Source organism: Streptomyces sp. NPDC042259 (genome assembly GCF_055582085.1).
In genome coordinates this window covers 122,975-149,949 of record NZ_JBVJDW010000010.1, presented here as the reverse complement: position 1 = coordinate 149,949, position 26,975 = coordinate 122,975, and the positions used below count along the sequence as shown (strand labels likewise).

The following is a 26,975-nucleotide window of genomic DNA, read 5'->3' as shown; positions in this document are numbered from 1 at the left end:
GCCGCCGGGCCGCCCGTCTCGGGGAAGGACGGACGGCCGGCCCGGGGGGTGCGTCAACTCGCCGGGGTGGTGACCTTCTTGCCCTGGTCGTCGACGGCGAACCACAGTCCCTGCTTGCCCTGGCCCGTGGTGTCACCGGCCTTCTTGTCCCCGGTGAACCAGTAGACGGGCCAGCAGTCGACCGCCAGCTGCTTGGTGCCGTCGGGCCGTGTGACGGTGGTGATCAGCTTCTCCGGTACACCGCGGACCGCGCTCTTCTCGACGGGCGCGGCGGGCTTCCAGGTGTCCAGGCACGTGTCGTTGCAGGCGAACTTCATGGGCCAGGCGCTGTCCTTGTTGAAGCGGTAGAGGGTGCGGCCCTGGCCGTCGACGAGGATCTTGCCGAGTTTCGGGTCCTCGTTGACCGAGACGCCCTCGCCGGCCGGTTTCTCCTCGTCGGGCTGCTTCTGCTTGTCCCCCTCCTTTCCCGCCTCCCCGCCGTCCGCCGCGCCCGCCTTCTTGCCGTTCGGGGCGAACGCGCTCCAGGTGCCGCCGACGCCCTGTCCCTTGGTGTCACCGGGCGCGGCGTCCTTGGCGTAGCGGTAGACGGGCCAGCCCGCGAGGGTGAGCTGCATGGTGCCGTCGGCGCGCTTGACCTCGCCCAGCTCGGCGTCGAGCCCGGTGCCGACGTTCGCGTCGTCCGCGGGTACCGGCGGCCACGCCGTGGCGCAGTCACCGTCGCAGCGGGAAGCCGGCGGCTTGGCGGTGTCCTTGTCGAAGCGGTAGAGCGTCAGGCCCTTGCCGTCCGCGACGACGGGCCCGATGCCCGGCGCCTGCCGGACGGAGAGCTGTTTGGCCGGGGCGTTCTTGTCCGCCGCGGCGGACCCGGCGGCGCCCCCGGAACCGTAGCCGCCCGAGCCCGATGCGTACCCGTCACCGATCTTCGAGCTGCTGCCGGCGGGGGCCTTGCCGTAGTCGTCCTTGGCGGACGACTCACCGCCGCCGCATGCCGCCGTCAGCATCATGACCGTGATCGCCGCCCCGGCGAGGGAGGCGTGCCGCAGCTTGTTCATGAACTGTCCTTTGCTCGTGGCCCGGCGGTGGTCCGCCGTTGCCGTGGGGGTACGGGCCCGGCCCGCCGGGTGCTCAGCGGGGCCGGGAATTTGTCACGTGGGGACAGAAACTTCCCCTGCGGGAACCGGTCGCGGCGGCCGCTCAGCCGGCGGCCTCGACGCGCAGTGCGAGGGCGGGGCAGCGCCGCACCGCCCGGAGCGCCCGTTGCCGCATCCGCGCGGGGACGGGGATGACGGCCCGCTCCGGGTAGCCGTCCGGTCCCAGCCGCAGCAGCCCCGGCAGGAGGTCCGCGCAGAGGCCGTGCCCCCTGCAGAGCGTCCAGTCCACCAGCAGTTGCTCGGCGGGTGCCGGTGTCGTGCCGTCGAGGCGGGCCGCCGGCGAGGTGGCTCGTTTCCGTTCCTCGGCGGGCAGCGGCAGCACGCCCAGGGTCGGGCGACCGCACCCGTGTCCCAGCGCGTGGGCGGCGAATTCCTCCGCGAAGACGGTGAGCGCGGAGGAGACGAAACGGGTGGAGCCGTCGGGGTGGCCGCACGCGCCGCGCCGCTCCACGGCGGCCATCCGGGTGCGTACGGCGTCGAGCGCGCGCTGTCCGCCGCCGGCCGCCGCGTCGGCGAGCGCGTCGGCGAGCGCCGGCAGGCCCAGGGCACAGGGGCCGCACTGGCCCGCCGACTGCTCCGCCAGCCATCCGGCCACCCGTACCGCCTCGCCGACCGGGCAGGTGATCTCGGGCAGCGGCAGCAGGGCACCGGCCCCGAGGACGCCGTCGACCGCGGCGAGGGAGTCGCGGGAGACGGTGGCGGCACGCGCCGCGTGGGGCGGCAGCCAGCCGCCGTGATAGCCGCCGACCAGTACGCCCTGGCCGGGTGCGGTGCCGCACAGCTCCAGGACGTAGGGGATGGGCAGCCCGGTCGGGGTCTCCACCACATGGGTTCCGGCGACGGTCAGCATGACGGTGCCGGGCTCGGTCGGCAGGCCGACCGCGCCGTACCCCACGGCTCCCAGCCGTGCGGCGACGGCCAGTTGGGCGAAGGTCTCGGTGTTGGAGAGCAGGGTGGGGACCCCGCCCAGGCCGCTCTCGCTGGTCCGGACCCGCCGGCCGGACGGCAGCGCGGGGCCGCCGTCGATGCCGCGGACGAGCGCGGAACTCTCGCCGGTGACGAAGCGTTCGGGCAGCCGCGTCACCCCGATCCCCGGTTCGCCGGATCCGCGCTCGGCGATCGCCCGGCGCACCGATTCCTCCACGTCCGGGCGGGTGACGCCGATGGCGATCTCGTGCGCGCCCAGCGCCTTGGCCGCCAGCACGGCTCCGTCGAGGACCAGGTGCGGGGCGAACAGCAGTTGGGCGGTGTCCTTCAGGCAGCCCGGCTCGCCCTCGCTGCCGTTGACGACCACGGCGGCGGCGGAGCCGGTCCGGCGCAGGGACGCGGCGACGGCCCGTAGTTTGCGGGCGAACAGGAACCCGGCGCCGCCGCGGCCGCGCAGCCCGATGTCGTCCGCGAGCGCCGTCAGCTCCTCCAGGTTCAGCCGCGGCGCGGGTCCGTGCACGGCCGAGTGCGCCGCATGATCCATCCACGCGTTCTCGTCGAGCCCGGCCAGCAGCCGGGGCGGCCCGACGGTGGCCAGTGACGGCACGGTCCCGGTCACGGCCGGCCCCCCGGCGCCGGGCGCGGCCGGGACCGCACGCGCAGGGTCAGGGCCAGGGCGACGCCGGTCAGGCACAGGGCGTACGCCGCCGTCACCCAGCCGGCCGCGGGCCGGCCGGCGTGCAGTCCGTGCACCAGGGCCGCACCCCACGCGGGGTAGGCCGCCATGTGCAGAGACCGCCACAGGCGGGACCGGCCGACGCCGGTGAAGGCACTGCGCGCGGCACCGGTGACCGCCACCGCGACGAAGAGATATCCGGCCAGTGTGCCCAGTCCGATGAGCCCGGGTTGGGTGTTGTCGGTGAAAGGAACAGTCACGGCTGTCGGACTGGTACGGTCCTCGGCAACCTTCACCCAGATGTGCAGGGCGAGAAAACCGAGCCCGGCCACGGCCAGTCCGCGGTGCACGCCCTGGGCGAGGAGTCGGTGGGCCGAGCCCAGCAGCCGTCGGTCGGTTGCGGCCAGCCCCCACAGCACGGTGGAGGTGAGCGAGACGAGCGCGAGTACTCCCGCGCCGAAGTCGAGGAACTCCTGTGTCCGTTCGGCCACGCCGGCCTGGACGGCGACGGCGAGCAGCAGCAGGATCGCCGCGGGCAGGGCGGGCCGCGCGGACGGGCGGGTCTGCGGCCGGGCCCGCGGCCGGGGGCGGGGCCGGACGGCCCGTCGGCGGGTTCCGTTGCGGGACCGGCCACGGGGCCGTGGGCGGGGCAGGAGTGTTTGCGTTCGCGACATATGCATCTGGGTCTCCCACAGGCGGTCTGGGGTGGTCCACACGACTGCCCGTGTTCCTGAGAAATCCGGAAATCCCTCGCATCGGCGTAATTCGCCGGCCAGGCGATCGTCGAATTCACGTGGTGTGACCGTCCGGGCACTCATGGTCCGGCGGTGGAATGTGCAGAAGCATCGTCCAACTTCGCAGGATCTTCATAAGGTTTATCGCGCTGTGACAAATTCACGCGCGGCTGCCCCCACGGCGGCGATCGGCTGTTGATGATGCCCACTCAGGCGAGAGGCCACCGGCGTCATTCCCGGCCCTCCCGCCCGGTACGGAAGTCCGGAGGTAGACGATGTGCGACATTCTGAACCGCATCTGGTCGCGGCCGCGCGGTGAGTGGACTCGGGTCCTGAGAAAGGAACTTCCCGCAGTCGCCGCGCAACTGGCCGAAGAACTGCAGCGCAGTACGCCCGCGTTCTCGGCGGTATCACAGCGCATCGGCAGGGAAGCGACTCAGGAAGCGGTGGAGAAGGCACTGTTGCTGACTTTGGGACTGCGGCCCTCCGCGGGGCAGGAGCGCATACCCACACCGCGGCGAAAACCGGGACAGGTCGTCACCCCCATGCCCGGCACCCGGGCCCGGCAGGCCTTGTTCACCGCGCTCGCCGACGACCGGCACATCCCCCACGACGTGCTGACCGAGCTGGCCGGCCAGGCGGGCTGGCCGCTCCCCCGCCGGGTGCGCGCCATCGTGCTCGCCGGCCCGCACGACGCGCACTCCATGGCCCCCCTTCTGGTGCCGCAGCCTGCGCCCCAGCTGACCCCGCAACTGGCGGCGGCCCTCGGCCAGGGGCTGCCCGGCACCGTCGAGGCCGATCTGTGCCTGCTGGTCCCCGACCCGGGGCCGCGGGCGCGCCCGGCACTGGAGTCGGCGCTGGGCGGCCGGGTGGCGGCGGTCGGCCACTCGGTCCCGGTCGTGGACGCCGCCTCCTCCTTGCGCTGGGCCCGGCGGCTGCTGGCCCTGGCGGCGGCGGTGGGCGGCCCGGCCGAACGCGTCACGTTCGTCGACGACCATCTCTCCGAGCTGCTCATGCTCCAGGACGAGTCGCTGGCCCGGGCCCTGTCGGCGCGATGGCTGCGCCCGCTGGAGGACCTGACCCCGCGGCAGAGCGAGCGGCTGGAGGTGACCTTGCTGGCGTGGCTCGAGAGCGGTGGCGCGCCGGAGGCGGCCCGGACGCTCAAGGTGCATCCGCAGACGGTGCGCTACCGCTTGCGGCAGATCGAGAAGCTCTTCGGGCCGGCGATGCGCGAGCCGCGCACCCGCTTCGAACTGGAGCTGGCGCTGCGCAGCCGGCGGCTGATGGCCCAGGCCCGGCAGTTGCGGTCGCGGGCGCACGGCCCGGTGCGGGCCCTGGGGGCGGCCGTGCAGCCGCTCAGCCCGGCCGGCCGGGCCCGGGTCAACGGTCTGTGAGGAGGAGCGCGGCGCGGCGGCCCCGAACTCGGCAGTTCGGGGCCGCCGCCTTCCCGGCGCCCGGTGGATGGTGGGGGGAGCACCCGGCGCCGGGGGTCTCGCGGGGCGGGACGGGGGAGCCGTCAGCAGGTGCGCCCGCCGTTGATGCATGCCGTCGCCCTCGCCATCAGGGCGTCCGGCATGACGTTGATGAAGTCGCCGTGGTCCGTGACCGGCTTGTGCAGTTGCTCGGGAAAGCTGTCGACGGCGAAGGGGACGCCCGCCGGTACGTCATAGGTGATGCGCTGCACCAGTTGCGGGATGGCCTTGAAACCGCGGGGGCAGGAGCCGTCGGCGCGGGCGAAGGCGACATGGGTGCGGTGATTGGCGCTGTCGGTGTTACGCCCGTCCCAGCAGTTCTGGAAGGCGAAGGTACGGACCACCTGCGCACCCTGCGGGCAGATCGGGTATTTGTCCTTCAGCTGCCGGTTCTCGAATCCCGCACAGCTCCATGAGGCGTTGGCGTTCGCCACACCGTTGGTGAGCGCTTTGGCGTCGCCGGTGATGACGCGAAGGAATCGGGGCATCGCGGTCACTTTCGTCACCGGGCTGCCCCGGAACTGCACTGTCACGGACGCGGGGCGCAGCACGGTTCCCATGTTCCCGTCGTGGCCGCCGCCCGGGGCATTGACGTCGGGTGCCGCTTTTCCGTCCAGTACCCGCAGCACGGGCCAGTAGTGGCTGGACTTGTCCCCGTTGGTGCAGGTCGTGCCGGCGGCCGCGAGGCTGTTGTCGGTGGAGAAGGCGTCGGTGGATTTATTGCCCACATAGTCGTGCATATGGTGGGCGCCGTTGCGCACCCCGGGGGTGACGATCACGTTGTCGGGATTGAAGTGACCATTTTCGTTGCGACCGCACACGGATGCGAAGGTGCCCGTCGAGCCGCCGCGGCGGGCGGTGGGCGTACCGGGTGCGGGGGGTGCGGTCCTGATGTCGGCGAAGTCGGCGCGGGAGGGGCCGCCGGGTTTGCCTTGTTCGCCGAGCCGGGAGCCGAGGGGGCGGGAGGAGTCGTCGGCCGCGGTGGTACTGATCTGCCGGGTCCGGCAGCCGCTCAGTGCGGTCAGGTCCTCGGGGGCGGGCACGGCGTCGCCGTCGGCCGCCTTGATGGAGGCGGTGATGCGTCCGATGGTCGTGTCGCGCTGTCGTTTCAGCTCCCCCAGCACGGTGTCCGGGGTGCTTCCCTTGGCCATCATCCGTTCGTAGGCGCTCGCCACTTGGGCGTCGAGCTGGGAGAGGCCCCGGGAGACCTCGGTCCGCGCGGGTGCGGGGACCTCGCGCAGCCGTTCGCCGACGTCGGGGCAGGAGACGGTGGTCGCCGCACCGTCGGCGGAGCCCGCCGCCGCGCCGTGCGGGGCGTGGCCGGTGTCCTGTCCGGCGGCGTCGTGGGTGCCGCCGGCGGAGGCGTTGGCCGCGATGATCGCCGTTCCGCCGCCGCCCAGCAGCAGCGCCGCGGCCGCGACCACCGCCCGGGTCCGCAATTGCGAGCGTTTATGGGCCTGTCGCATCATGTGTGGTCACTTCTTTTCGTTGTCGCTCGGGTGGGGGAAGTCGACGAGTTCCGTGTTCTCGAGGACGGTGATGTGATCGAGGACGACGGTGTTGGCGCGGGTGGCCAGCTCCCGCACCGTCGTGTTGGCGGTGCGGTCGCGTACGAGCGCCACCAGCCCGAAGACCTTGCCGTGAGCGGTACGCACGAGGTTGGCGAAGAGCCGGTCGAACGTGGCGCCCCGGGCGCCTTGCAACTGGTCGAGCCAGCCCTGCTGTTCGGCGGTGGGCCGGGCCGGCATGGTGACGTCGAGGGCCTGGCCCGCTTCGAGGGACAGCCGGTCCAGCTCGGTGTGGCCGTCGACGAGATGGCTGCCGGCCATCTTCACCGTCTCCTTCGTGCCGCGCTCCAGGGCGAGTCTCCCCGCGGGTTTCTCCCACAGCCCGGCGAGCCGTACCCGGCGGACGAAGTCCCGGTCCATCGGTGTCAGCGGACCGGACCGGGTTTCCATGACGCCCGCGCCGTCGTCGGTCCAGGCGGTGGGTGCGCCCGCCGCCGCCGGCTTCGCACCGCCGAAGAGGTACACGGGGATCAGCAGCGCCAGGAGCGTCGCGGCCAGTGAGCCGACGACGAGCCCGGTCCCGAGGGTCCGCCGGGAGACGGGCGGCAGGGAGCGCGCGGAGCGCAGGGAACGTACGGATCGCATGACACCTTCCTCGAATTCTTCGGGCGCCCGTGGCGGCCGCCCTCCCGGCCGGCGGCCGCCCCTGCCGGGGGCCGCCCTGCCGGAATGCCCACGGACGCTAACCGCCCAGGACATCGGGCGGCCGAGGATTCGCGGCCTCTGACAAAGGCGGCCTCTCCCCCGGCGGACGCTGCTACCGTGCGGCTGCTCGGTAGCGGCCGACGGCCACCTGTGGCGAGGTGACGTGCCCCTGCCCGCCGCTCGGGATGCCGCCCACTGGCGGGCGTGGGTCAATGGAGGCAGCAGGCTGCGCGCACGGGCGGGACATCCGGCCCGCGCGGGCCACCGGCGGGGCGGCGACGTGCCAGCGGGCGCCGCGGCGGCGAGGAGGCTCTCGGCATGACGACCACGAAGAGACTGCTCAGAACCCTGCCCGCGGAGTACCGGGACCGGCTGATGGAACTCGCCCGGGAAGTTTCCTTCCCCGAGGACGCCCGGATCTTCGAGGAACACGGCACGGCGGACCGTTTCTGGGTCATCCGCTCCGGGGCGGTCACCTTGGACCTGCGGCTGCCCGGGCAGCGGGTGGTCACCGTGGAGACGCTCGGCACGGGGGATCTGCTCGGCTGGTCCTGGCTGTTCCCGCCGTACGAGTGGGGGTTCGGTGCCGAGGCGCTCAGCCCGGTGCGCGCCTACGAGTTCGACGGCACCGAGGCGCGGACCCTGTGCGAGCAGAACCCCGCGCTCGGTTTCGCCGTCATGCGGGCGGTGGCCGAGGTGCTCGGACACCGGCTGCACACGGCGCGCAGCCGGCTGCTGGACCTCTATGTCCCGCACACCGCCGACCCGTTGTGACCGCGCCCATAAATGCCACGAGCGTTAAATACAGCAGGCACACTTATCGGACCGCTTCTTCTTCAGCCGCTTGATATCCGTCTCCCGGGCCCCACGAGGGGGCGTGGAACGGGGAATCGGGGAGCCCGCGTGCCGACGGGCTGCGCCGCGTGCTTCCGATACCCCTGGTGGGCATCCGGCCCGGACCCTCGCACTCGACTTGGATGGAAGGGCCAACGGTGTGCCGAGTGAATACGAGGTTGGAGACACCATGGACCCTCGCTCCCGAACACTGAATCCCAGGCGCACACGGAATACGCCGAGCCATGAGAAGGCCACGACGGTGCCGGTCGGGCGGGCGCCGGGCGCCTGGCCGGTGCTCGGCCACGCCGTGCCGTTGCTGCGCCGCCCGCTGGAGTTCGTCACGTCGCTGGCGCGGCACGGGGACGTGGTGCGGCTCCAGCTCGGGGCGTTGCCGTTCTACGCGCTCACGCACCCGGAATTGGTGCGGCACGTACTCGTCGACGGGGCCCGCGATTTCACTCGCGGCCGTCTCTTCGAGAAGGCGTCGCTCTTTCTCGGGGAGGGCCTGGCGGCGTCGTCCGGCAAGGTTCATCAGCGGGCCCGGCGTGCCGTCCAACCGGCTTTTCATCATCAGCGCCTCCCCGATTACACCGACCTCATGCTGCGGGCCGCCGAGAGCGTCGTGGCACGCTGGCGGCCGGGCCAGGTCGTCGCCGTGGACCGGGCGATGAACGATCTCTCGCTGGGCGTGCTCGCCCACACCCTGCTCCCCAGCGGTCTGGACCCGCACGCCAGCGAGGAGTTCCACCGGGCGCTGCCCGTGCTGACGCGCGGCATGATGGTGCGCATCCTGCTGCCCGAGTGGTGGGCGCGCGTGCCGCTCGCCGCGAACCGTCGGTTCGAGGCGGCCCGTCACAGCATGGACGCGGTCATCGGGCAGGCGATCGCGGCGCACCGCCGCTGCGGGCGGGACCGCGGGGACATGCTGTCCCTCCTGCTGACGCAACGCGACGCGGACGGGCGCGGTCTGACCGACCAGCAGGTCCACGACCATGTGACCAGTCTGGCCGTCGCCGGGGTGGAGACCAGCGCGGCGACGCTCTCCTGGTTCTTCCACGAACTCGGCCGTCACCGCGAGATCGAGGAGCGCGTGCACGCCGAGGTCGACACGGTGCTCGGTGGCCGGCCGCCGCGCTTCGAGGACCTTCCGGCTCTCGCGTTCACCGGCCGGGTCGTCATGGAAACGCTGCGCCGGTATCCGCCGTGGATGATCACGCGCCGTGCGACGGCCCCCACCCGGCTCGGGTCCGTGACGGTCCCCGGCGGGGCCGAGGTCCTCTACAGTCCGTACGCGCTGCACCACGACCCGCGCTGGTTCCGTGATCCGCAGCGGTTCGATCCCGACCGGTGGCTGCCGGAGCGGGCGCGCGAACTGCCGAAGGGAGCGTTCATCCCCTTCGGCAGTGGCGGGTACAAGTGCGTCGGGGACACCTTCGCGCTGGCCGAGATGGCGGTGGTGGCGGCGACCGTCTGCGGCCGCTGGCGGCTGCGCCCGGTGCCCGGCCGGCCCATCCGCCGGGTGGCCAGGGGGAACATCCACCCCGACCGCCTGCCGATGGTGGCCGAGGCCCGGTGAGGGCCGGCCGGGCGGCTCGCGCACCGGCCCAACCGTTCGTTACAGCTCGTTACAGCGCCCCGATCGTTCCGCACGCCGGCCGGATCGTTCGGCGCGGATGACGCGGCGCCCTGCCGCGGGTGGCCGGCCCGTCGCTCAGCGGGCCGAGTCCACCAGGACCGCGAGCCCGGCCACCAGTCCGGCGTAGGCGACCACCAGCACGAGGCCGCAGAGCAGCAGCAGCCAGCCGGTGACGATGCCGAACAGTGCCGCGCCCCGGTCCCGGCCGCCCAGCCGCTTGCCGCGCCTGCGGCCGAGGTGACCGGCCGGGATGGCGACGAGGGCACACAGGAACAGGCAAAAGGTGTACCAGCCGCCCCACATCAGCCAGAACATCGGCGTCGCCACGATGCCCACGATCAGGGACGCGCCCAAGAGGGCCGCCCAGACACTGACTTGGGCGGGCCCGTTACGGCCCTCGGCCGCCGTATCCGCCGCCTGTCGCGTACCGCCGCTCACGATGCCTCTCCCCGCTGGTGTGAAGGCACCACTCTACGGTGTCTTCACACCAGCGAGGCGAATGTGTCGACTCTTGAGGTCCTGACCGGATTTCGACGTTTCAGGCCATGAAACCCAGGCGCGGCCCCACCCGGCCTGGAACCTTCGAAGGTGAGGAGATAAGATCACTTTAGTTGCCCCGGGCTACCAAAGTCGTCGGGATCCAGGCCGGCCACGGGCCGCGGCCGGCCGACGCGGCTCCCGCCGCGTGCCCCGGGCACCGGCACCATGAATCAGGAACCCAGGGAATCCAGGAACCGCGCATGCCCCTCAACGCGAACGACTTCCGCACCTACGTCGAGCACGCCCTCGACGTCCTCGCGGCCACACCCGACCGGCACGTCCTGATCCACCGGGAGCGACGCGTCACCGGCCGCGAGTTCCACGACCTCGTCCACCGCATGGCACGCGCGCTGCACACCCAGGGAGTGCGCCACGGCCGGACCGTCACCCTGTTAAGCGGGAACCTCCCCGAGACAATCGCCGTGCGCTACGCCGCCAATCTGCTCGGCTGCCGGGTCAACCACCTCTACGGCAAGCTCGCCGCCGATGTACAGGCCACCATCGTCCGCGACGTCGAGACCCACGCCCTGATCGTCGATCCCCGGTACGCGGAACGCGCCCGAGAGGTGACCGGTCAGGCCCCCGTGCGGAGCGTGCTCACGCTCGGCCCAGCCGACCTGGGCACGGACCTGCTGGAACTCGCCGCCGGGGAGTCCGCCGAACCCCTCCCCAGCCCCGCCCGGCCGCAGGACACCTGCACCATCCGGCACACGGGCGGCACCACCGGCCACCCCAAGGCCATCTGCACCTCCTTCGAACAGGTGCGGTGGCTCCACGACGTGATACCCGAAGACGCCATGACCCGGGCGGGGCGGCCGATCCGGCAGCTGGTGTGCACCACCCTCGCCCACGCCGCCGGCATGATGGCCGATCACACCCTGCGCACCGGCGGGACCGTGGTGCTGATGGAGGACTTCGAACCGGCGGCCGTGCTCGCGGCGATCGAGCGGGAACGCATCACCCATCTGTTCCTGCTGCCGCCCCTGCTGTACCAGCTGATGGACCACCCGGACGCCGCCCGCACCGACACCTCCAGCCTGCGCCGCGTCTCGTACGGCGGCTGCCCGTCCTCGCCGACCCGCATCGCCGAGGCGGTACGGCGCTTCGGTCCCGTGTTCACCCAGTTCTACGGGCAGAACGAGGCCGGCGGGATCAGCGTCCTCACCGAGGAGGACCACGACCCGGAGCACCCCGAGCGCCTGTGGTCCGTCGGGAAGACGCTGGAGGGCGTCGAGGTGGCCATCCGTGACGCGTCCGGCCGCGACCTTCCCCCCGGTGAACACGGCGAGATCTGCGTGCGCTCGGCCGGCATCATGCAGGGGTACTGGAAGCAGCCCGAGCTGACCGCCGAGGTACTGCGGGACGGCTGGCTGCACACCGGCGACATCGGACACCTCGACGACGAGGGCTATCTGACCATCGTCGACCGGCTCAAGGACATGATCGTGGTCGTCGGCGGCCATGTGTACACCACGGAACTCGAGGACCTGCTGAACTCCCACCCCCAGGTCCTGCAGAGTGCCGTCTTCGGCGTCCCCGACGCCAACCGCATGGAGCGGGTCCACGCCGTCGTCGTGCCCGCGCCCGGCGGCGGGGTCGACGAGCGGAGCCTGTGCGAGCTGGTGCGCACCGAACGGGGCACGATGTACGAACCGGCGCGCATCGAGTTCGTCGACACGCTGCCGCTGACCGACGCCGGAAAGCCGGACAAGAAGCTGCTGCGCCGCATGGTGGAGCAGTCGGCGGCGGCGGTCTGACCCACCGCCCCCGGCCCGCCCGCGTCCGCACCGAGGTGTGCGGCCGCGGGCGGTGGTCCGGGCGGCACCACCCGGACACCCCGCTCCACCTATGCCGATTGAATTTGCCAAAACCACCGCGCGCGGTTCCGTTTTCGATTACCTTCCGTCGCAGCCGACATGCCGTTGGTAGCTGTTGTCCGAGTCTGACGAGTCGCGGCGGTGCGCTGTCGCGGCGCGGCTGGAGAGGTCTGTGTGTCCGGTATCGACGCGTGCTTATCCGAGGCCTTGGCGATCCCCGGAGTCCGGGGAGCGAGCCTGGTGGACTGGACGACCGGACTCGCCCTGGGAGCGGTGGGCGAGGGCCCCAACCACGACCATGAGGCGGCGGCGGCCGAGGCCGCCGAACTGGCCCGGCTCACCTTCGAGAGCAGCGCGTTCACCCAGGCCGACCCGACGGAACGGGCAGAACGGGCCGAACCGGCGGGAGGGGCCGACGAGGCGGACGGGCCCGTCGAGGATCTCATCGTCACCGCGCGCGGCGGCTACCACCTGATCCGTTTCGTGGAGACCGCCTTCGACAGCAGCGTCTTCCTCTACCTCTGGCTCGACCGCGCCGAGGCCAACCTGGCGGTCGCCCGTTTCCGGCTGAGGGACCTGACCGCCGGGCTGGTGCTGTCGTGACCGGGAGCGCCGCGGAAGCCGCGGACACACCCCGGATACGGCCGGCCGACGATGACGGCCCGCTGGCCCGGCTGGCCTGCGAAGGCGCCACCGGTGCGCTGCACGGGCCGGTGGGGGCGCTGTATCTCTGCGACGGCGCGGTGGTGCACGCGGAGAGCCCGGTCGCGCCGGACGTGGGATGGCGGCTGACCGCCCGGGGGCGGCTGTCGCCGGAGACCTGGGAAGAGGCCGTGGCCCAAGGCGGCCCGGGCTACCGGGCGGGTGACTTCCTCGTCGAACGCGGCCGGTTGAGCCAGGGCGAGCTGGAACTGTGCCACTTGAGCGCGCTGTTCGACGCCGCCTACTTCGTGCTGTACCCCCTGGGGGACGGTCAGCGCCCGCCCGAGCGGTTCCTGCGTGAAGCCCGGCACTGGCTCGGCCCGGTGCGGCCGGTGCCGGTGCCCGTCCTCCAGCGGGAGGTGCTCAGACGCCGCCTCCTCCTGGAACAGGCATGGCCGGGGGCGGCGGTGGACTCGGCGCCCGTCGTGCCCGTACCGGACGCCGACCGGTGCCGCGGGCGCGGTACGCGGGCGGTGTGCGGCCGACGGGCGGTACTGCGCGCGGCCGACGGGGTGCGCACCCCCGTCCAGATCGCCCGGGCGCTCGGGCGCCCGGCCTTCGCCACCCTCCTGGACGTCCGGCGGCTGACGGCGCTGGGGCTGGTCCGGCCGCCCGCCTCCGGGGAGCCGATGACCGGCCGGCCGTCGCCCAAGACTCCGGGCGCCCCGGAGACCTCCCTGCTCCTCAGGATCCGTGACGCCTTGGAGGCCCTGTGACCCTTCCGTCCCCCCGTCGGGATGCCCCGATCCCATGATGAGACGCGCCTTGAGACAACTGGCAGTGAGGAGACAGTCGATGACGTCCCTACCCGAGGTGCTCACCGAGCTCCAGGCGTTACGGGTCCGCGTACCCCATTTGACCGGGGCGCTGGTGGCGAGCACCGACGGGCTGGTGATCGCGCATCTCGTCACCGGCATGGAGCCCGACGGGGTGGCGGCGCTGACCGCGGCGGCCCTGGGGGTGGGCGCGCGGCTGACGGACGCCGTGGGCCACGGTGGGTTCCGCGAACTGCTGGTGCGCGGCGACCACGGTTATGTGGCGACGTACGCGGCCGGTTCGTCCTGCGTCCTGACGCTGCTGGCGGCGGCCGACGCCAATGTGGGGCGGCTGAACCTGGAGGCCCGCAGGTCCGGCACGCGCATAGCGGAGCTGGTCGACGGCGCGCTGGAGCGCCGACGCCAGATGTGACCACAGCGCTTCTTTTCCACTTCCCGTCGCCCCGGCGGACGGCCGTGGGCACCGGGTGGCCCTTGATGACAACCAATGACGAAGGCGGGATTCTCATGGCGAACACCGAAGCGGCTCTGAAGGACGCGATGACGTCGATCGAGGGCGCCCTCGGCGTCGCTCTGGTCGACTACGGCAGCGGCATGGCACTCGGCACTCTCGGCGGGTCGCAGGCGCTGGACCTGAACGTCGCGGCCGCGGCCAACACCGATGTGGTGCGGGCCAAGCTGCGGGCCATGGAGATGCTCAACATCCAGGACAGCATCGAGGACATCCTGATCACCCTCGGCTCGCAGTACCACCTGATCCGGCTGCTGACCAGCCGCGGCGGCAGCGGTCTCTTCCTCTATCTGGTGCTCGACGGCAAGCGGGCCAACCTGGCGATGGCGCGGCACCAGCTGCGGCGGATAGAGGCGGAGCTGGAGGTCTGACCTCATCCGGTCGCGCCCCGCGCCGGCCCGGGCCGCGGGGCCCGTGGCGGGCGCCCGCGCGGCCGGGTTCGCCGCACCACCCGGGGCCGCCGTCGTGGCGGCGCGCACCCGGGGGAAGACGAAACGGTGACAGCCGGCGCGTCGCGTCGGCACCGGTGGCGAGCGGGGCGTCGGCCGATTGCCGACCGCCCTCGCCACCGTCTCGCCACCATCGATGTTCAGCCACCCCATGCGCGACGGATCAGCGTCGCATCCCGGGACGAACCGCTCTCGACGGACGATGGCGTCGATGCCGTCCGTCCGCCCGGTTCCTGGGCGCCGCGGGGGATACCGCATGGAGGATTACGTGTGGATTCCGTGCTCGAAAGGGCCGCCGGAGGCGGTCGCAATGCCGCTTGGGGGCTCTGAGTGACATCCCCGCGGTGGCCCGCCGGGGTGGCTTCGATGAGCACGGGAACAGACCCGAGAGCGGGGCGCGTAACGCGGATCTCGGCAGCTGCGGGCGAATGGCGGCCGCCCTCTGCTTCCCGTTCCGATCGGTCGACGAGTGAATTGTACCCTCCCTGATTGGGCCTCACATAGGGTGAGGCGCCCAGGTCAGCGCCGCTCTCATGGCACGGACCCGCAGATCGATCATGCACGAGGGATGCGATCATTTCTTCCCCGAGATTTTCGGTGGAAAAACTGTCCCATGAAATCGCCTTCCCCTGGCGGTGCCGCTCGTGATATTAGGGATTCGCACGTGGACAAGGAAGCACTGCAGAAGCTGCTCCGTGCTCGCCGGGCTCTCATAGCCCCGGAAGAGCACGGCCTCGCCCGCCCGGCCCGGCAAGGGCGAAGGGCTCCGGGACTGGCGCAGTCACAGATCGACCAGCTGCTGCACCGCGCTCCTGGGACCTTCAACCGGCTCGAGACCGGAAATCACCCCAACCCGCCCGAGGATCTCCTGCGGGACGTGGCCCGGCTGCTCGCGTTCAACGAGCACGAGTGGACGCTGCTGTGGCTCTACACCGTGCGACGCGACCCGCCCTACCCGCTGCATCCCCGGTCCGGTACCGAGGTGCCCGGGGCGTGGCAGGAGGTCGTCGACAGCATGTCCCACATGGCGTACCTCAACGACCAGTCCTGGAACGTGCTCGCCTTCAATGAGGCGTTCGCCGCCATGTTTCCCAGCGGGGAGGTGCCGGCGAACACCATGCGGTGGATGACGCTCGCGCCCGAGGCCCGCGACGTGCTCACCGGGTGGACCGAGTACTGGCTGCCGTTCGTCCTCCCCCAGATGCGGGCGGCCGTGGCCGCACTGCCCCACGACGAAACGCTCACCGCGCTGGAAGCGGATATCCTCGCCGACCCGGTGGTCGGCCCGCTCTATGAGGCCGGCGGGGGTGCGTACATCCACCCCGACGGTGACGAGCGGCCCCTGAACCACGCCCGGATGGGTCCGGGCTGGGTGTCGCTGTGCACGGCCGAGCCCCTCGCCTCACCCCGCGCCCGTCTCATGGTCCTCGTCTTCCACAGCGGGGAGCAGCGACCTCGTCAGCCCATGCTGCACGCCCGTTGACACTCCTTATCCGCAGATCACACCGCATGGCACCCGTAGGCGAATTTGCGACACCTTTACACATAGGTTTGAGCCAAGCCGCGCCCGCCTACCTCGTGGAGCCCTCGTGTCGTCCTACGTCTCGAAGCCTTCGATAGCCCTGCCCGACCATGTCGTCACCACCGATGACATCTGCGCCGACATCACGGAACACCACGGCAGCCACGCACGGCTGGGCTCCATTCTGCGGGTCGTCCGGGCCACCGGGGTGCGCACCCGGCGCTTCACCCGGCCGCTGAGTTCCCCCACCGTCGCGGGCGAGGCCACGATCGGGGAGCGCAACACGGTGGCCTTCGAGGACTGCGCCCGCCTCGCCGAGGAGGCGGCCCGCGCGGCCCTGGCCACCGCGGGGCTGACACCGGCCGACATCGACTGCGTGGTCACCAGTCACACCACGTCGTGGGCCGTGCCCGGCCTCGACGTCCATCTGACCCGCGAGCTGGGACTGCGCCCCGACGTCCGCCGGATCCCGATGGCCACCCTCGGCTGTGTCGGCGGTGCGCAGGCCCTCGTCCGCGCGGCCCGCGAGGTCCGGGCCGAGCCCGGCAGCCGCGTTCTCGTCGTCGCCGCCGAGGCCATCAGCACGATCTACCACCACAGTGACACCAAGCTGGAAAGCATGATTTACAAGGCGCTGTTCGGGGACGGCGCGGGTGCCTGTGTCGTCACCGACACCCCCCTGGGCCCGGGGCTGCGCGTCGACGAGACCTGGGAGTACCTGCTGCCCGACAGCGGTGACCGCTACTGGGGCCGGCTCGACGAAGCCGGGCTGCACTTCGACTCCACGCGCAAGGCCGCGACCGCCGCCGGTGATGTCATGCCCGCCCTTCGCGACTGGCTGCGCTCCGGAGCCGGGAGCACGGCGCCGGGCCCCTCGCGCTGGGCCGCCGTCCACCCCGGGGGGCCCCGCATCCTGGACGACGTGGCCGAGGGGCTCGGCCTTGAGCCCAAGGTGCTCCGGCACGCGTGGAGCAGCCTGGAGGAGAACGGCAACCTGGGCGGTGTCGCGGTCCTCGACGTCCTCGCCCGCACCCACGAGGACCCGCCCGGGGACGGCGAGGAGGGGCTGTTGCTCGCCTTCGGGCCCGGCTTCGCCGCCGCGTCCTGCCGCGGCGTCTGGCGTTCCTGAGCACCACACGGGCCGGGGCCGCGAACGCCCGGAGCGGGTAGGCGCGTTCGAGCCGAATCCCCCTCCCCCGCGGCAACCCCCCTCACGGCCGGAAACAATCAGGCAGACTGCTCGGGCACCACACCGACACCCACCGTGAGAATGAGGGACGCTGTGGACGGAATACGAAGAATCAGCAGGAGGAAGCTGTTACGGACGGGCCTGGGGGCGGGAAGCGCGGCTCTCGCGGCGAACCTCCTGCCCGTTCTCCCCGGCCCGCTGGAACACCCCGCCGGGGCCGCCGTACCGGCCCCGGCGGTCCCGGCGGTCCCGGCGGGGGGCGGCTTCCCCGACTGGAGCCGGTTCGCCCGGGTGGCCGACGCCACGTTCGACGAGGACGCCGATCCCACCCGCGACATGAAGCCGGTGATCAGCGCCCTCAAGGCGCAGAACGTCAGCGTGATCGAGCTCGACACCATTTTGTCGCACTGGCTGACCGACGCCGAGTTCACCCAACACCTGAAGAAGATCAAGGAGTTCGTCGGGCTCGCGCACGGCATGGGGCTCCGGGTGGTCATGTACTACCCCTCGCTCGAAGTCATCAGCCTCGGCGGGGAGAAGGGGCGGTCGTTCTACAAGAACGGCGACGGGAAGTCCTGGGTGCAGCGCTCGCTCGACGGCAAGCCCAATGTCTTCTACGGCAGCGTGGTGGTGTGGGTCGACCCCGGTGACGAGAGCTGCTGGGTGAGCCCGAACTCCCCCTGGCGCGAGTTCTACCTCGGCCGCGTCAAGGCACTCGCCGGAACGGGGCTGGACGGCATCTGGCCCGATGTGCCGATCTACTTCGACGGGGTGCTCAGCTGGTGTGACGCCTCCTCCTGGGCGGCGGCCGCGTTCAAGGCGGACACCGGGCTGCGGCTGCCGGCCAAGGCGGACTTCGCCGACCCCGTCTTCCGCCGGTACGTGGAGTGGCGGCACCGCGATCTGCTCCAGTGGCAGTTGGACATCGCCGCCGCGGGCCGGTCGGCCAACCCGGACCTGGTCACCTTCCACGAGACAGTGAGCATGGACTACCAGTACGCCACCTCCATCGGGCTCGACGGGGCGTATCTGCGTCAGGCGGAGGGGGTCAGCCAGGTCTGGGAGGTGGACATCCTCGCCCTGTACGACGGGATGCGGCACGCCACCGCGACGGACTGGACCTGTCTGATCTCGATGTACAAATACGCGCGGGCGGCCAGCGGGACCAAGCCCGCCTGGGCGTTCTCCTACGGCTGGAAGGCCGACGACGCGTCGCTGGTGATGGCCGAACTGCTGGCCGCGGGCTGCAATCCGTACGAGATCAAGAGCCCGTTCAAGAGCGACAGCACCGATCTCGCGATGCGCACGCGGATGTACGCGTTCGTCGCGGCCCATCAGGAGCGGCTGTACGGCTCCACCTCCGCCGCCACGGTCGGTGTCTACCACTCGTCGTCCTCCCGTGACTTCGTCAGCCCCTCACCGGGCACCGGCATGTTCGCCAACGCCAAGGCGCCCGCGGGGGTCAAGGACTGGTGGAGCGGCGGCAGCCTCGAGGAGAGCTGCGTCGAGCAGCAGTGGCTCGGCGAGTTCCGCGGCACGGTGAAGTCGCTCGTCTACGCGCACATCCCGTTCGACATCGTGACCAGCCCGGGGCTCACCTCCGCCGATCTGGCCCGCTACCGGGTGCTGATGCTGCCGAACCTCCAAGCCGTGTCGGACGCCGAGGCGGGCGTGCTGCGGGACTTCGTGTCGGGCGGCGGCACCCTGGTGATCACCGGTCCGGCGCCCACCGCGCTCGACCAGGTGGGTACGGCCAGGAGCGAGTACGCCCTCGCCGACGTGCTCGGCTTCCGCAAGGGTGACCCCCTGCCGGCGAGCGGGGAGAACCGGTTCGGGGCGGGCACCTGCCGGTACTTCAAGAGCCTGCTCGGCCGCGCGTACCTCGCCACCACCGACCAGGCGAGCGCCGACACCCTGCTCGGGCCGGTCCGTGCGGCCGCCCCGGCCGCCGTGACGCTGGCGGGCGACCGCCGTATCCATCTCGAAGCCGGCCGGCTCGGTGACGACATCATCGTGCAGCTGGTGAACTTCACCCAGTTCGGCGACGTCCCCGCCGCCTTCCGGACCACGCCGGCCACGTGCTCGGTCTCCATCGCCGTCCCCGAGGGCCGGCGCGTGGTGGCCGCGACGGTCAGCTCACCGGACGGCCCCTCCCCCGCGCCTCAACCGGTCACCTGGCGGATGTCCGGTGCGACGACCGCCACCATCGACCTGACGGTCATTCAATACTGCCTGTTGGCCGTCACTTTGGGCTGATCTCTCACCCCTCGGGGGCGCGGATCCGCCACAGCGTCGTCGGGCGCTCCTCGTCCCCCGGGTGTGACTCGAAGGCGATCCACCGGCCGTCCGGTGACCAGCTGGGGGCGCCGTCATACGTACGCCCGCTCCGGGTGACCCGGAGCGGGCGTCCTCCGTCGGCGCCTACGACGAAGATCTGCGGCAGGTCCAGGCCGCCCGCGGTGGAGGAGAAGACGATCCGCCGGCCGTCGGGCGACCAGCTGGCGTCCGTGTGCTCCCCGGCCCCGAGGGCGAGTTTACGCAGGCCACCGCCGTCTGCGCCCATGACGTACAGCGCCCATTCGTCGTCGTTCCGACCGCGCCGCTGGAAGACGAGCCGGTCGCCTCGCGGCGACCAGTTGGGCTGCCGGTTGTCGGTCCCGGTGGCGGGCCCGTCCAGGAGCCGGACCGATCCGCCGCCGTCCCTCCTGACCTTCCACAGGGAGCCGAGTTCGTCGCGGGCGGGCCGGTCCGCGCGTCCGTCCTCGTTCTCCCGCTGGACGCTCTCCTGGAAGACGATCCAGTCACCACGGGGGGAGAAGCTGGGTTCCAGATAGCCGGAGTCACCGTCGTGCTCGGTCACCCGCGCGGGCCGCCCGCCCGGACGCAGCACCCACACCTCGTCCTGGCCCGAACGGTCGGAGGCGAAGGCGACCCCGGCCCGCGGGTGCCAGCTCGCACCGGTCGGGTTGACCGCGGCACGGTCGGCGTCGTCCAAGAGCGTGGCGGGCTCCCGTCGTTGCCGTCCGCCGAGGGGAAGGACCCGCAGGGCCGCGGGGCCCTCGTTGTAACCGTCGTGGAAGACGGTAAACAGCACGGATCCCCCGTCCGGGGAGAACGCGGGATTCTGCGCACTGGCCCGCCCGCTCCCCCGGTACAGCCGTTCGGCACCGTCGCCACGGCTCACCCGCCCGGTCGGTCCCCCGGAAGGCCGCGGGTCGGGCGGCTCCGACGGCGAACCGCAGGCGGTCGAAACGGCGAGGCACACCAACGCGATGACGCACAGACGACGACGCACCGCACCGACCCTAGTGGAGACGCCGCTCGCCTGAACAGCGTTTACCCCCAGGGAAGTGCCGCCGCACAAAGCGGTCACACCGTCGGGCGCTACGCCGATGCCGTCGATACGTCCGAGGTCGACTCCGGTCCGAGCGCGGCGAATCCGGCGAGCAAGGCGTCCAGGGCGAACCGGAAACGCTCAGCGTCGTCCACGCCCTCACCGGACCGGGCCGCCGCGCAGATCAGCGGGAACTCCTCGGGGTCCAGCCGGGCGAGGTCCCGCGCCGAGCCGGGGCCGGCGGCCTCGTCGACCTGGCGCATGGCGACCTCGGCGGCGGCGTGGCCGATGACGAAGACCGACAGGGAGTTGACGGCGTCCAGTGCCCGCCCGAGCGGGAAGCCGGCGGCGCGCAGCGCACCCAGGGCCCGTTCCACCGCGTGCAGGCTTCCGGGGGTCACCGCCGGTCGAGTGGCCATCAGCGGCAGCACACCGGGGTGGCGCAGCAGCGCCGCCCGCAACGATACGGCGTACGCGCGCAGCGCGTCCCGCCACGGGCCGTCGCCCTCGGCCCAGGGCAGTGCGCCCGTGAACACACGCTCCACGAGTCCGTCCAGCAGGGCTTGTTTGTTGGGGACGTAGTGGTACAGCGTCATCGCCTCGACGCCGAGTTCGGTGCCGAGCCCGCGCATGGTCAGCGCGCCCAGGCCGCGCCGGTCCACCAGCTCCAGTGCGGCGTCGAGCACCGCACCCCTCGACAGCCCCGCCCGCTCACCCCTGGCCCGTTTGCGTGCCACGTCCGCCCGTCCCCACTTGACATTCTTACAAGGTAAGTCCACTGTACCGAATCAATCGCTCTTACTGCGTAAGAATGACTTCCGGACGAAGGGATCGGCACGCACCATGGACACCTTGTCGCTCACGGCCAACAAACGGGTCGTGAAAGCCTTCTTGGCCGCACTCAACGACCGACGGCCGGACGACCTGCCCAGATACATGGCTCTGGACGTGGTCGACCACAACAAGATCATCCATGGTGAGCCCGACGAGCCCGGAGCGGCGTTCGACGGGTTCCGGCAGCAGCTCGACGCGTTCGGCTCCCTGGAGACGGTGGCCGAGGAGCTGATCGCCGAGGGCGATCGCGTCGTCGCGAGGCTCACGGTGCGCGGCGTTCACACCGGAGTCCACCCCCGGATGCCGGAACCGACCCGGCGTGCCTTCGAGGTCGAGCAGATCTGGGTCTTCACCCTGGGACACGGGAAGATCACCGAGGTCAGGGCGGTGAGCGATCGGCTCGGGATGTTCCTGCAACTGGGCTGGGCCTGGCCGGACGGCCGGTGATCCCGGCCCCGGCCCCGGCCCTCACACGAAGTTGACTCCCGCTCGGGTCAGCAGTGGGTCGTCCACCATCTGCCACAGCGGGACGGCGTAGTTGCCGATGCCGTAGCGGCCGCCGTAGTGGAGGCCGAGGACGCGGTGGTCGGTGAGGTCGAAGACCGGGGAGCCGCTGTTGCCGCCGAGGGTGGAGCAGTCGTGCTTCACGGTGAACTCCGCGGGGAGGATCTCCGTCGTGGTGCCCGGCTGGAGGCGTTTGACGTTGTAGACGTCCATGAAGATCCTGCGCATCGACTCCGGTTCGTTGCGGCGGCCGTCCCACGCCGGGTAGCCGATCACGTAGACCGGGCGGCCGGCGACGTCGGGCGGCGCGTCCGCCGCCACCGCCAGGGGGGCCGGCGGGCTCTGGCCGCCGGAGGCCGGGGCGATGCGCAGGAGCGCCATGTCGACGTCCTGGTGGATGCCCAGCACCTCCGTGACGGCGAAGGTGAACGCGTCGCTTTCCGTCGACGGGGTGCCGAGTTCCTCGGCGACGTCGACACGGGCGCCCATGCCGTGCTGGAAGGTCCAGCCCGTGCCGTCGGTGCGGGAGAACTCCATGGCGACATGGCGGTTCGTCATCACGACGTCGGGGCTGACGAGGAAGGCCGTGCCCAGCCAGTCCAGGCTGGTGTGTCCGGTGACCTCCACCCGGCCGACCCGGGCGATGGAGTCGCGGATGGCGGCCCGCTGGCCGTCGAGTACCGCCCAGTCGCCCTGCTGGGAGGCGAAGTCCTGGTGCTGGATCAGGATGGCGGGCCTGCCCTCCAGGAGGACGATGGCCTCCATCCCGAAGGATTCGTCGTCGCTGATCTCGTCCGGGCGGCCGGCGGCGAGCTTCTCCAGCCCGTTTGCGCCCGCGCCGAGGACCCGGTCCCGTTCTGACTGGGCGAACCGGCCGATCTGCCCGGCCGGGACCGCACCGGGGGGAAGTTCCTCGGTGGATTCGGGGCGTTCGGCCTCCAGATGCGCGCGGACGCGGTCGGCGACTTCCCTCAGGTCCCCGAAGACCTGCTCGGTACCGGTCGCCACCGGTGATGTCGGTCGCATGTCACACCTCCTGCGGCGCGATGGCCCGTGCCGCCTCCGACTGTGCCGCTTCGATCTCCGCGTGGACCTCCGCGTAGTGCTCCCCGATGTGGCGCATGATGACGCTCATCTGGGTGCCGACGTTGACGAAGGCCGTGCTCTTGCCCTGGAAGTTCACCTCCTCCACCCGCCGGGTCCCCCGGTGGAGGGCGACGACCTGCCAGTCGTCGGTGAAGACGGGCGATCCGGAGGAGCCGCCGCGGGTGTCGGTGAAGTACCGCACGTCCTGCTCGTCCGCTTCGTAGACGAGGTTGTTGCGCAGGGCGACGCGTTTGGGCAGGCCGCCGGGGTGCTGGATGATGTTGACCGCCACGTACTCGCCCTTGGCCACCGTCAGCGGCCGCGCGGACACCCGCAGCACGGGCCGGGACGGCTCGGCGGTGAGCCGCAGGATGGCGTAGTCGAGTTCCTCGTCCCAGGCGACGAGGTCACTGGCGGTGGCTTCGTCGGTCTCCACCTCGGCCGCGTCGTAGTCGAAGCGGCACCGCGAGTTGCGCACCTGGAGCAGCAGGTCCGTGGGGTCGGCCAGCGCGCGCTGGGCGCCGGTGCCGGACCGCGCGTTCACCACGTGGTGGTTGGTGACGAGCAGGTTCGGGGCGATGAGCCAGCCCGTCCCCGAGTGGGGGAAGCCGTTGGGCTGGAGCGGCGCGCCCCCCTGGTACGGGGGGACCTTGACGCGGGCGACCGCCCCTCCCGCCGCGTTGCCGTCGCGGAGGAACTCGTACGGCACGGTGTCGTCCCGGTGGATGATCTCTTCCTTGGTCTCGCCGGTGGGCCGTGCGGCGCTGACGTCCGGCTCACCGGACGCGGTGCGGGCCACGTCGTCCAGGGCACGTTGGATGACGGCGAGCGGACCGGCCTCGGCGGTCTGGGCGACGGCGTTGCGCAGCCAGGTCTCCAGGGGGACGGATCCGTCGATCAGCCGCTCCACGCGGTTCATCTGGCTGAGGTCGGAGTGCAGTTGCCGGCCGGGGGCCGCGATGAGCGGGAGGGTGCCGCGGTACTTGTTCATGATGCCGTCGAAGAGCAGCTCCCGGACGGTGGGGTCGGCGAGTCCCGCCTCCATCGCCGCGTCGCGCAGCCGGATGACTTCGTCGGAGGTGAGGTAGGCGGTCATGGCCCATCAGGCCGCTGGGGGCCGTTCCCTTCCGCCGGGGTGCCCGGCCGGGTCATGAGTGCGCTGGTCGCGGGGGCCCGGTCCGAGGGGCCCGCCGTGCCCCTGCGCATGGCGGCGGCCACTCCGGCGAGGAGTTCGCCGCTGTCGTCGCGCAGGACCAGCAGCCGTCGGGCGAGGTCGTTCAGGGTGCCGCGGTCGCGGACCTCGCGCAGGATGCCGGTGACGCCGGCGTGCTCGCTCCGCGGCCGGGGGGTGCCGACGGCGGTGTGGAGGATCTTCATCAGGGCTCCGCGCAGCTCGGGCTGCCGGGTCACGGCACGGTTGATCGCCGCTCCGAGGACGTCGAGCACACCGTCGTCGTTGCGGGGCAGCCCGACGACCTCCAGGGCGTGGTCGAGGGCGCGCGGGTCCTGTGCGCAGACCTCCGCCGCGACGGCCCGGACCAGCACGGGCTGGCCCATCAGCGTCGCGTCGGGCAGCTGCCGCAGACGCCGGGCGAGCTGGTTGTCGACCTCGGGGTCCACGGGCGTGCCGGTGGTGAGCCGGGCCCGGGCCAGCAAGGCGCCCATCGCTTCGAGGTCCTGCCCCAGTCCGGCGGCGACACCTTCCGCGACCTGGAGTTCGCGGTCGGCGCTCTCCAGGTCACCGTCCTCCTCGGCGAGACGGGCGGAGAGCAGCAGCAGTTCGAGCCGCTGCTCGGCGCAGCCGGCGTCCTCCGCCCGGTCGATCGCCTCCGACGCCTCCCGCCGTGCCTCCTCCCCCCGCCCGGTCCGGCTCAGGGTTTCGAGGAGCAGCGGGTGCAGGGGGCTGCAGGGCGTCCAGGGCCGGCGTTCGGCGAGCCGGGCGGTGGCCGCCTCGGTGTAGCCCTGGGCGAGGAGGTCCTCCACCTCGCGGGCGGCGATCCGTTCCCAGTCCTCCTGGTCGGCGTCGGCCATGACGCGGTCGGGGGTGTCCCCGCCGAGATGCGCGGCGAGGAAGCCTGCGGCTCGCGGGGTCATGTCCTGCTGGGCCCCGGACAGCAGCCGCTCGACGCCGGGCAGCCAGCGCTCCTCCACCGAGCGGGGGTTCTCGTTCAGTCGCAGCCGGTGGTAGATCTCCTCGGCGCGGGCCTCCACCCCGTCCCGGGCCGCGTAGTAGTCGACCGCCCGGCGCTCGACGGTGCGCGTCAGGGCCGTCCGGTCGTTGCCCACCAGCCGCAGCATGATGGCGCGGACGTCGGCGCGGTGGCGCACGGCGTCGGGTCCGGCCGGCTCCACCAGATCGAGCCGGGAGAGTTCCTCGAAGAGCCGGCGTGCCTCGCGTACGGTGTCGATCCGCAGTCCGCAGGGCTCCGCGAGCACGTCCTTGATGATGTCGGGGGTGATGACGCGGAGCACCAGGCCCGGGTGGGCGAGCCGGCGGACCCGTTCGTCCGCGATGTGGTTGAGGATGCGGTCGTAGAGGATGCCCTGGACGAGCATCTGGTCGACCTTGCGGTAGAAGTAGCGGCGCCGTGCGGGCAGGCTGCTGATCAGCTCGCCCATGGGGGCGCTCTCGTTGCCGGCCAGGACGGCCGCCCTGGCCGCGAGTTTCAGGCTGAGGGGGTGGCCGCCGACCCGGTCGGCGAGGGCCCGTGCCACGTCCCGGTCCTCGACGCCGCTGGCGACCAGGAGGGCGACGGCCGCCTCGGGGTCGAGGTCGACGAGTTCGAGGGTGCGGGGGGTGACCGCCCGGGCGGGGTGGGCGACGGGCGCCCGGCCGGAGACGATGACCCGCAGCCGGGGGTAGGCGTTCTGGAGGGCGACGAACAGGGCCCAGATCCGGCCCATCACCGGCGAGCCGCGGTACTGGGCCTCTTCGAACGAGTCGAGGGCGATGAGCAGCGGCGGGCCCGTCCGGCCGGGCGGGGTCGCCATCGCCTGGAGCAGGTTGTCGGCGAGCCGTCGGATGAGGTCGGTCTCGTCGGAGGTGGCCAGTGTCTGGAATTCCCGTGAGGCTCTGCGCCCCAGGGTCGGCCGGGTGGTGGAGAGCCGGTTCAGCTCGGCCGTCCATTCCTTTTCCTCCCGTTGGGTGGCGGCCCTGCGCTGGCACTCGTCCGCCAGCTCGTCCATGCGCGGGCGGCAGGAGGGGTACTGGACGCCGAGCTGCCGGGCGAGTTCGGCGATCAGGGTGACCGGCTCGTGGACCGAGAGGGTGGGCCGCTCGAAGTCGACGTACCCGAAGGGAATGTCCCGGCCGGGGTCGTGGAGGGTGTCGAGGATGAACTTGGCGAGCAGGGTGCTCTTGCCGATGCCACCGGGTCCGTGGACCACCAGCGGTGGTTCCCGGTCGCGCCCGGTGGGGGCCGTGATACCCCGGCCCGCCCGCTTGAGCTGGGCGCGGGTGGTTTCGGTGGGCACGCCGACGTAGGCCCGCAGTGCGTCCAGTTCGCGGGTGCGCCCCTGGAACGTGTCCTGGACCAGGCGTTCGAGTGGCTGGAGGATCCTGGCGCGCTCCAGCGCGTGCTGCACCTGCGCGACGTCGGGCAGGCCCGTGGTTCCGGGGATCTCCGACAGCCACAGGACGGCCTGGAGGGTGTCGGCCAGTTCGCGGGCGTGCTGTTCCTCCAGGGGCGGTGGCGCGCCGGAGAGGTAGGCGAGGGCGGTGCGTTCGGGGCCGGGACCCTCGGGGCACTGGCCGAGGTTGCGTTCCAGGGCGAGCCGGGCGGCGTCGGGGCCGGCCAGGCCGCGCAGCGCGGTGCGCCGCACCTCCGGTTTGAGGATCCAGCGGGTTCTGTCCTTCATGCCCAGCGCCGTGCAGTCGTCGACCAGTTCCAAGGTGGCTCCGCCGGTGCTCTGCTCCTCGTCCGGCCGTCTGAGCCGGGTGGGGTCGAACTGGGTGAGCAGGCAGGCGGCTTCCCGGTAGGCCCGTCGCGCGTCCGGGACCTCGCGCGGGCGCGTCCGTGTGGCGTGCAGCTCCTGCCGCAGCCGGGCGGCGAACACCTCGCGGGT

General features: G+C 72.0%; 23 protein-coding genes. 12 read left to right on the top strand and 11 right to left on the bottom strand.

What is annotated here, in order from left to right:
* Positions 1-53 precede the first annotated feature (53 nt).
* The 3 genes from ACZ6MA_RS24980 to ACZ6MA_RS24970 form a co-directional block, all read right to left on the bottom strand.
* Positions 54-1,052: an SCO0930 family lipoprotein gene (locus tag ACZ6MA_RS24980; protein WP_469436170.1), complete on the bottom strand. Its 999-nt coding sequence runs from the start codon at positions 1,050-1,052 to the stop codon at positions 54-56.
* 142 nt (positions 1,053-1,194) lie between these two features.
* On the bottom strand, positions 1,195-2,697 hold the full coding sequence (locus tag ACZ6MA_RS24975) for an NADH-ubiquinone oxidoreductase-F iron-sulfur binding region domain-containing protein (protein WP_469436169.1): 1,503 nt from the start codon (positions 2,695-2,697) through the stop codon (positions 1,195-1,197).
* Positions 2,694-3,428 (bottom strand): hypothetical protein, encoded by a 735-nt coding sequence (locus ACZ6MA_RS24970; RefSeq protein ID WP_469436168.1) that lies wholly within the window; start codon positions 3,426-3,428, stop codon positions 2,694-2,696. Before ACZ6MA_RS24970 ends, ACZ6MA_RS24975 begins: the two co-directional genes overlap by 4 nt.
* 335 nt (positions 3,429-3,763) lie before the next feature.
* Here ACZ6MA_RS24970 and ACZ6MA_RS24965 point away from each other — a divergent pair, with 335 nt between their 5' ends.
* Complete coding sequence (locus tag ACZ6MA_RS24965; RefSeq protein WP_469436167.1) at positions 3,764-4,882, top strand: PucR family transcriptional regulator; 1,119 nt, start codon at positions 3,764-3,766, stop codon at positions 4,880-4,882.
* Positions 4,883-5,004: 122 nt separating this feature from the next.
* On the opposite strand, the gene ACZ6MA_RS24960 is transcribed toward ACZ6MA_RS24965, so the two are convergent.
* Together ACZ6MA_RS24960 and ACZ6MA_RS24955 are read right to left on the bottom strand one after the other, a co-directional pair.
* Positions 5,005-6,429, bottom strand: a complete 1,425-nt coding sequence (locus ACZ6MA_RS24960) for a DUF1996 domain-containing protein (RefSeq protein ID WP_469436166.1) — start codon at positions 6,427-6,429, stop codon at positions 5,005-5,007.
* A 6-nt stretch (positions 6,430-6,435) separates the two neighbouring features.
* On the bottom strand, positions 6,436-7,113 hold the full coding sequence (locus ACZ6MA_RS24955; RefSeq protein WP_469436165.1) for a DUF4142 domain-containing protein: 678 nt from the start codon (positions 7,111-7,113) through the stop codon (positions 6,436-6,438).
* A 378-nt stretch (positions 7,114-7,491) separates the two neighbouring features.
* On the opposite strand from ACZ6MA_RS24955, the gene ACZ6MA_RS24950 reads away from it, so the two are divergent.
* Together ACZ6MA_RS24950 and ACZ6MA_RS24945 are read left to right on the top strand one after the other, a co-directional pair.
* Positions 7,492-7,947 carry a Crp/Fnr family transcriptional regulator gene (locus tag ACZ6MA_RS24950; protein ID WP_469436164.1) on the top strand — a complete coding sequence of 152 codons (456 nt, stop codon included), beginning with the start codon at positions 7,492-7,494 and terminating at the stop codon, positions 7,945-7,947.
* A 322-nt stretch (positions 7,948-8,269) separates the two neighbouring features.
* Positions 8,270-9,586, top strand: coding sequence for a cytochrome P450 (locus ACZ6MA_RS24945; RefSeq protein WP_469436163.1), 1,317 nt, complete (start codon positions 8,270-8,272; stop codon positions 9,584-9,586).
* A 135-nt stretch (positions 9,587-9,721) separates the two neighbouring features.
* On the opposite strand, the gene ACZ6MA_RS24940 is transcribed toward ACZ6MA_RS24945, so the two are convergent.
* Positions 9,722-10,084 carry a DUF4190 domain-containing protein gene (locus ACZ6MA_RS24940; protein WP_469436162.1) on the bottom strand — a complete coding sequence of 121 codons (363 nt, stop codon included), beginning with the start codon at positions 10,082-10,084 and terminating at the stop codon, positions 9,722-9,724.
* Between the two features lie 302 nt (positions 10,085-10,386).
* On the opposite strand from ACZ6MA_RS24940, the gene ACZ6MA_RS24935 reads away from it, so the two are divergent.
* The 8 genes from ACZ6MA_RS24935 (at position 10,387) to ACZ6MA_RS24900 (ending at position 19,408) form a co-directional block, all read left to right on the top strand.
* Positions 10,387-11,943 (top strand): AMP-binding protein, encoded by a 1,557-nt coding sequence (locus ACZ6MA_RS24935; RefSeq protein ID WP_469436161.1) that lies wholly within the window; start codon positions 10,387-10,389, stop codon positions 11,941-11,943.
* Positions 11,944-12,177: 234 nt separating this feature from the next.
* Positions 12,178-12,606, top strand: coding sequence for a hypothetical protein (locus tag ACZ6MA_RS24930; protein WP_469436160.1), 429 nt, complete (start codon positions 12,178-12,180; stop codon positions 12,604-12,606).
* Positions 12,603-13,421 (top strand): transcriptional regulator, encoded by an 819-nt coding sequence (locus ACZ6MA_RS24925; RefSeq protein WP_469436159.1) that lies wholly within the window; start codon positions 12,603-12,605, stop codon positions 13,419-13,421. Before ACZ6MA_RS24930 ends, ACZ6MA_RS24925 begins: the two co-directional genes overlap by 4 nt.
* 37 nt (positions 13,422-13,458) lie before the next feature.
* Positions 13,459-13,893 carry a roadblock/LC7 domain-containing protein gene (locus tag ACZ6MA_RS24920; RefSeq protein WP_469436158.1) on the top strand — a complete coding sequence of 145 codons (435 nt, stop codon included), beginning with the start codon at positions 13,459-13,461 and terminating at the stop codon, positions 13,891-13,893.
* A 95-nt stretch (positions 13,894-13,988) separates the two neighbouring features.
* The gene (locus tag ACZ6MA_RS24915; RefSeq protein ID WP_469436157.1) at positions 13,989-14,363 is read left to right on the top strand and encodes a hypothetical protein; all 375 of its coding nucleotides are present in this window, start codon (positions 13,989-13,991) and stop codon (positions 14,361-14,363) included.
* Between the two features lie 742 nt (positions 14,364-15,105).
* Positions 15,106-15,924, top strand: coding sequence for an MmyB family transcriptional regulator (locus ACZ6MA_RS24910; protein WP_469436156.1), 819 nt, complete (start codon positions 15,106-15,108; stop codon positions 15,922-15,924).
* Positions 15,925-16,030: 106 nt separating this feature from the next.
* A complete protein-coding gene (locus tag ACZ6MA_RS24905) occupies positions 16,031-17,092 on the top strand; it encodes a type III polyketide synthase (protein ID WP_469436155.1) in 1,062 nt (353 codons plus the stop codon).
* A gap of 153 nt (positions 17,093-17,245) precedes the next feature.
* The gene (locus ACZ6MA_RS24900) at positions 17,246-19,408 is read left to right on the top strand and encodes a beta-galactosidase trimerization domain-containing protein (RefSeq protein ID WP_469436154.1); all 2,163 of its coding nucleotides are present in this window, start codon (positions 17,246-17,248) and stop codon (positions 19,406-19,408) included.
* A 4-nt stretch (positions 19,409-19,412) separates the two neighbouring features.
* Here ACZ6MA_RS24900 and ACZ6MA_RS24895 read toward each other — a convergent pair whose 3' ends face one another.
* Both ACZ6MA_RS24895 and ACZ6MA_RS24890 read right to left on the bottom strand, forming a co-directional pair.
* Positions 19,413-20,336, bottom strand: a complete 924-nt coding sequence (locus ACZ6MA_RS24895) for a TolB family protein (protein ID WP_469436153.1) — start codon at positions 20,334-20,336, stop codon at positions 19,413-19,415.
* Between the two features lie 200 nt (positions 20,337-20,536).
* On the bottom strand, positions 20,537-21,223 hold the full coding sequence (locus ACZ6MA_RS24890; protein ID WP_469436152.1) for a TetR/AcrR family transcriptional regulator C-terminal domain-containing protein: 687 nt from the start codon (positions 21,221-21,223) through the stop codon (positions 20,537-20,539).
* Positions 21,224-21,329: 106 nt separating this feature from the next.
* Here ACZ6MA_RS24890 and ACZ6MA_RS24885 point away from each other — a divergent pair, with 106 nt between their 5' ends.
* Positions 21,330-21,767 carry an ester cyclase gene (locus tag ACZ6MA_RS24885; protein WP_469436151.1) on the top strand — a complete coding sequence of 146 codons (438 nt, stop codon included), beginning with the start codon at positions 21,330-21,332 and terminating at the stop codon, positions 21,765-21,767.
* 21 nt (positions 21,768-21,788) lie between these two features.
* Here ACZ6MA_RS24885 and ACZ6MA_RS24880 read toward each other — a convergent pair whose 3' ends face one another.
* The 3 genes from ACZ6MA_RS24880 to ACZ6MA_RS24870 are packed head-to-tail and all read right to left on the bottom strand — an operon-like array spanning position 21,789 to position 26,966.
* A complete protein-coding gene (locus tag ACZ6MA_RS24880; protein ID WP_469436150.1) occupies positions 21,789-22,850 on the bottom strand; it encodes a trypsin-like serine peptidase in 1,062 nt (353 codons plus the stop codon).
* Position 22,851: 1 nt separating this feature from the next.
* Entirely contained in the window at positions 22,852-24,006 is a 1,155-nt protein-coding gene (locus ACZ6MA_RS24875) for a trypsin-like peptidase domain-containing protein (RefSeq protein WP_469436149.1), read from the bottom strand.
* Positions 24,003-26,966, bottom strand: coding sequence for a P-loop domain-containing protein (locus ACZ6MA_RS24870; RefSeq protein WP_469436148.1), 2,964 nt, complete (start codon positions 26,964-26,966; stop codon positions 24,003-24,005). Before ACZ6MA_RS24870 ends, ACZ6MA_RS24875 begins: the two co-directional genes overlap by 4 nt.
* Positions 26,967-26,975 lie beyond the last annotated feature (9 nt).

What these genes read in the sequence shown, in the direction of transcription:
- ACZ6MA_RS24970 (WP_469436168.1), bottom strand. Translation starts at nt 3,428, where the DNA reads ATGTCGCGAACGCAAACACTCCTGCCCCGCCCACGGCCCCGTGGCCGG.
- ACZ6MA_RS24960 (WP_469436166.1), bottom strand. Translation starts at nt 6,429, where the DNA reads ATGATGCGACAGGCCCATAAACGCTCGCAATTGCGGACCCGGGCGGTG.
- ACZ6MA_RS24980 (WP_469436170.1), bottom strand. Translation starts at nt 1,052, where the DNA reads ATGAACAAGCTGCGGCACGCCTCCCTCGCCGGGGCGGCGATCACGGTC.
- ACZ6MA_RS24920 (WP_469436158.1), top strand. Translation starts at nt 13,459, where the DNA reads ATGAGACGCGCCTTGAGACAACTGGCAGTGAGGAGACAGTCGATGACG.
- ACZ6MA_RS24950 (WP_469436164.1), top strand. Translation starts at nt 7,492, where the DNA reads ATGACGACCACGAAGAGACTGCTCAGAACCCTGCCCGCGGAGTACCGG.
- ACZ6MA_RS24955 (WP_469436165.1), bottom strand. Translation starts at nt 7,113, where the DNA reads ATGCGATCCGTACGTTCCCTGCGCTCCGCGCGCTCCCTGCCGCCCGTC.
- ACZ6MA_RS24885 (WP_469436151.1), top strand. Translation starts at nt 21,330, where the DNA reads ATGGACACCTTGTCGCTCACGGCCAACAAACGGGTCGTGAAAGCCTTC.
- ACZ6MA_RS24875 (WP_469436149.1), bottom strand. Translation starts at nt 24,006, where the DNA reads ATGACCGCCTACCTCACCTCCGACGAAGTCATCCGGCTGCGCGACGCG.
- ACZ6MA_RS24965 (WP_469436167.1), top strand. Translation starts at nt 3,764, where the DNA reads ATGTGCGACATTCTGAACCGCATCTGGTCGCGGCCGCGCGGTGAGTGG.
- ACZ6MA_RS24915 (WP_469436157.1), top strand. Translation starts at nt 13,989, where the DNA reads ATGGCGAACACCGAAGCGGCTCTGAAGGACGCGATGACGTCGATCGAG.
- ACZ6MA_RS24935 (WP_469436161.1), top strand. Translation starts at nt 10,387, where the DNA reads ATGCCCCTCAACGCGAACGACTTCCGCACCTACGTCGAGCACGCCCTC.
- ACZ6MA_RS24880 (WP_469436150.1), bottom strand. Translation starts at nt 22,850, where the DNA reads ATGCGACCGACATCACCGGTGGCGACCGGTACCGAGCAGGTCTTCGGG.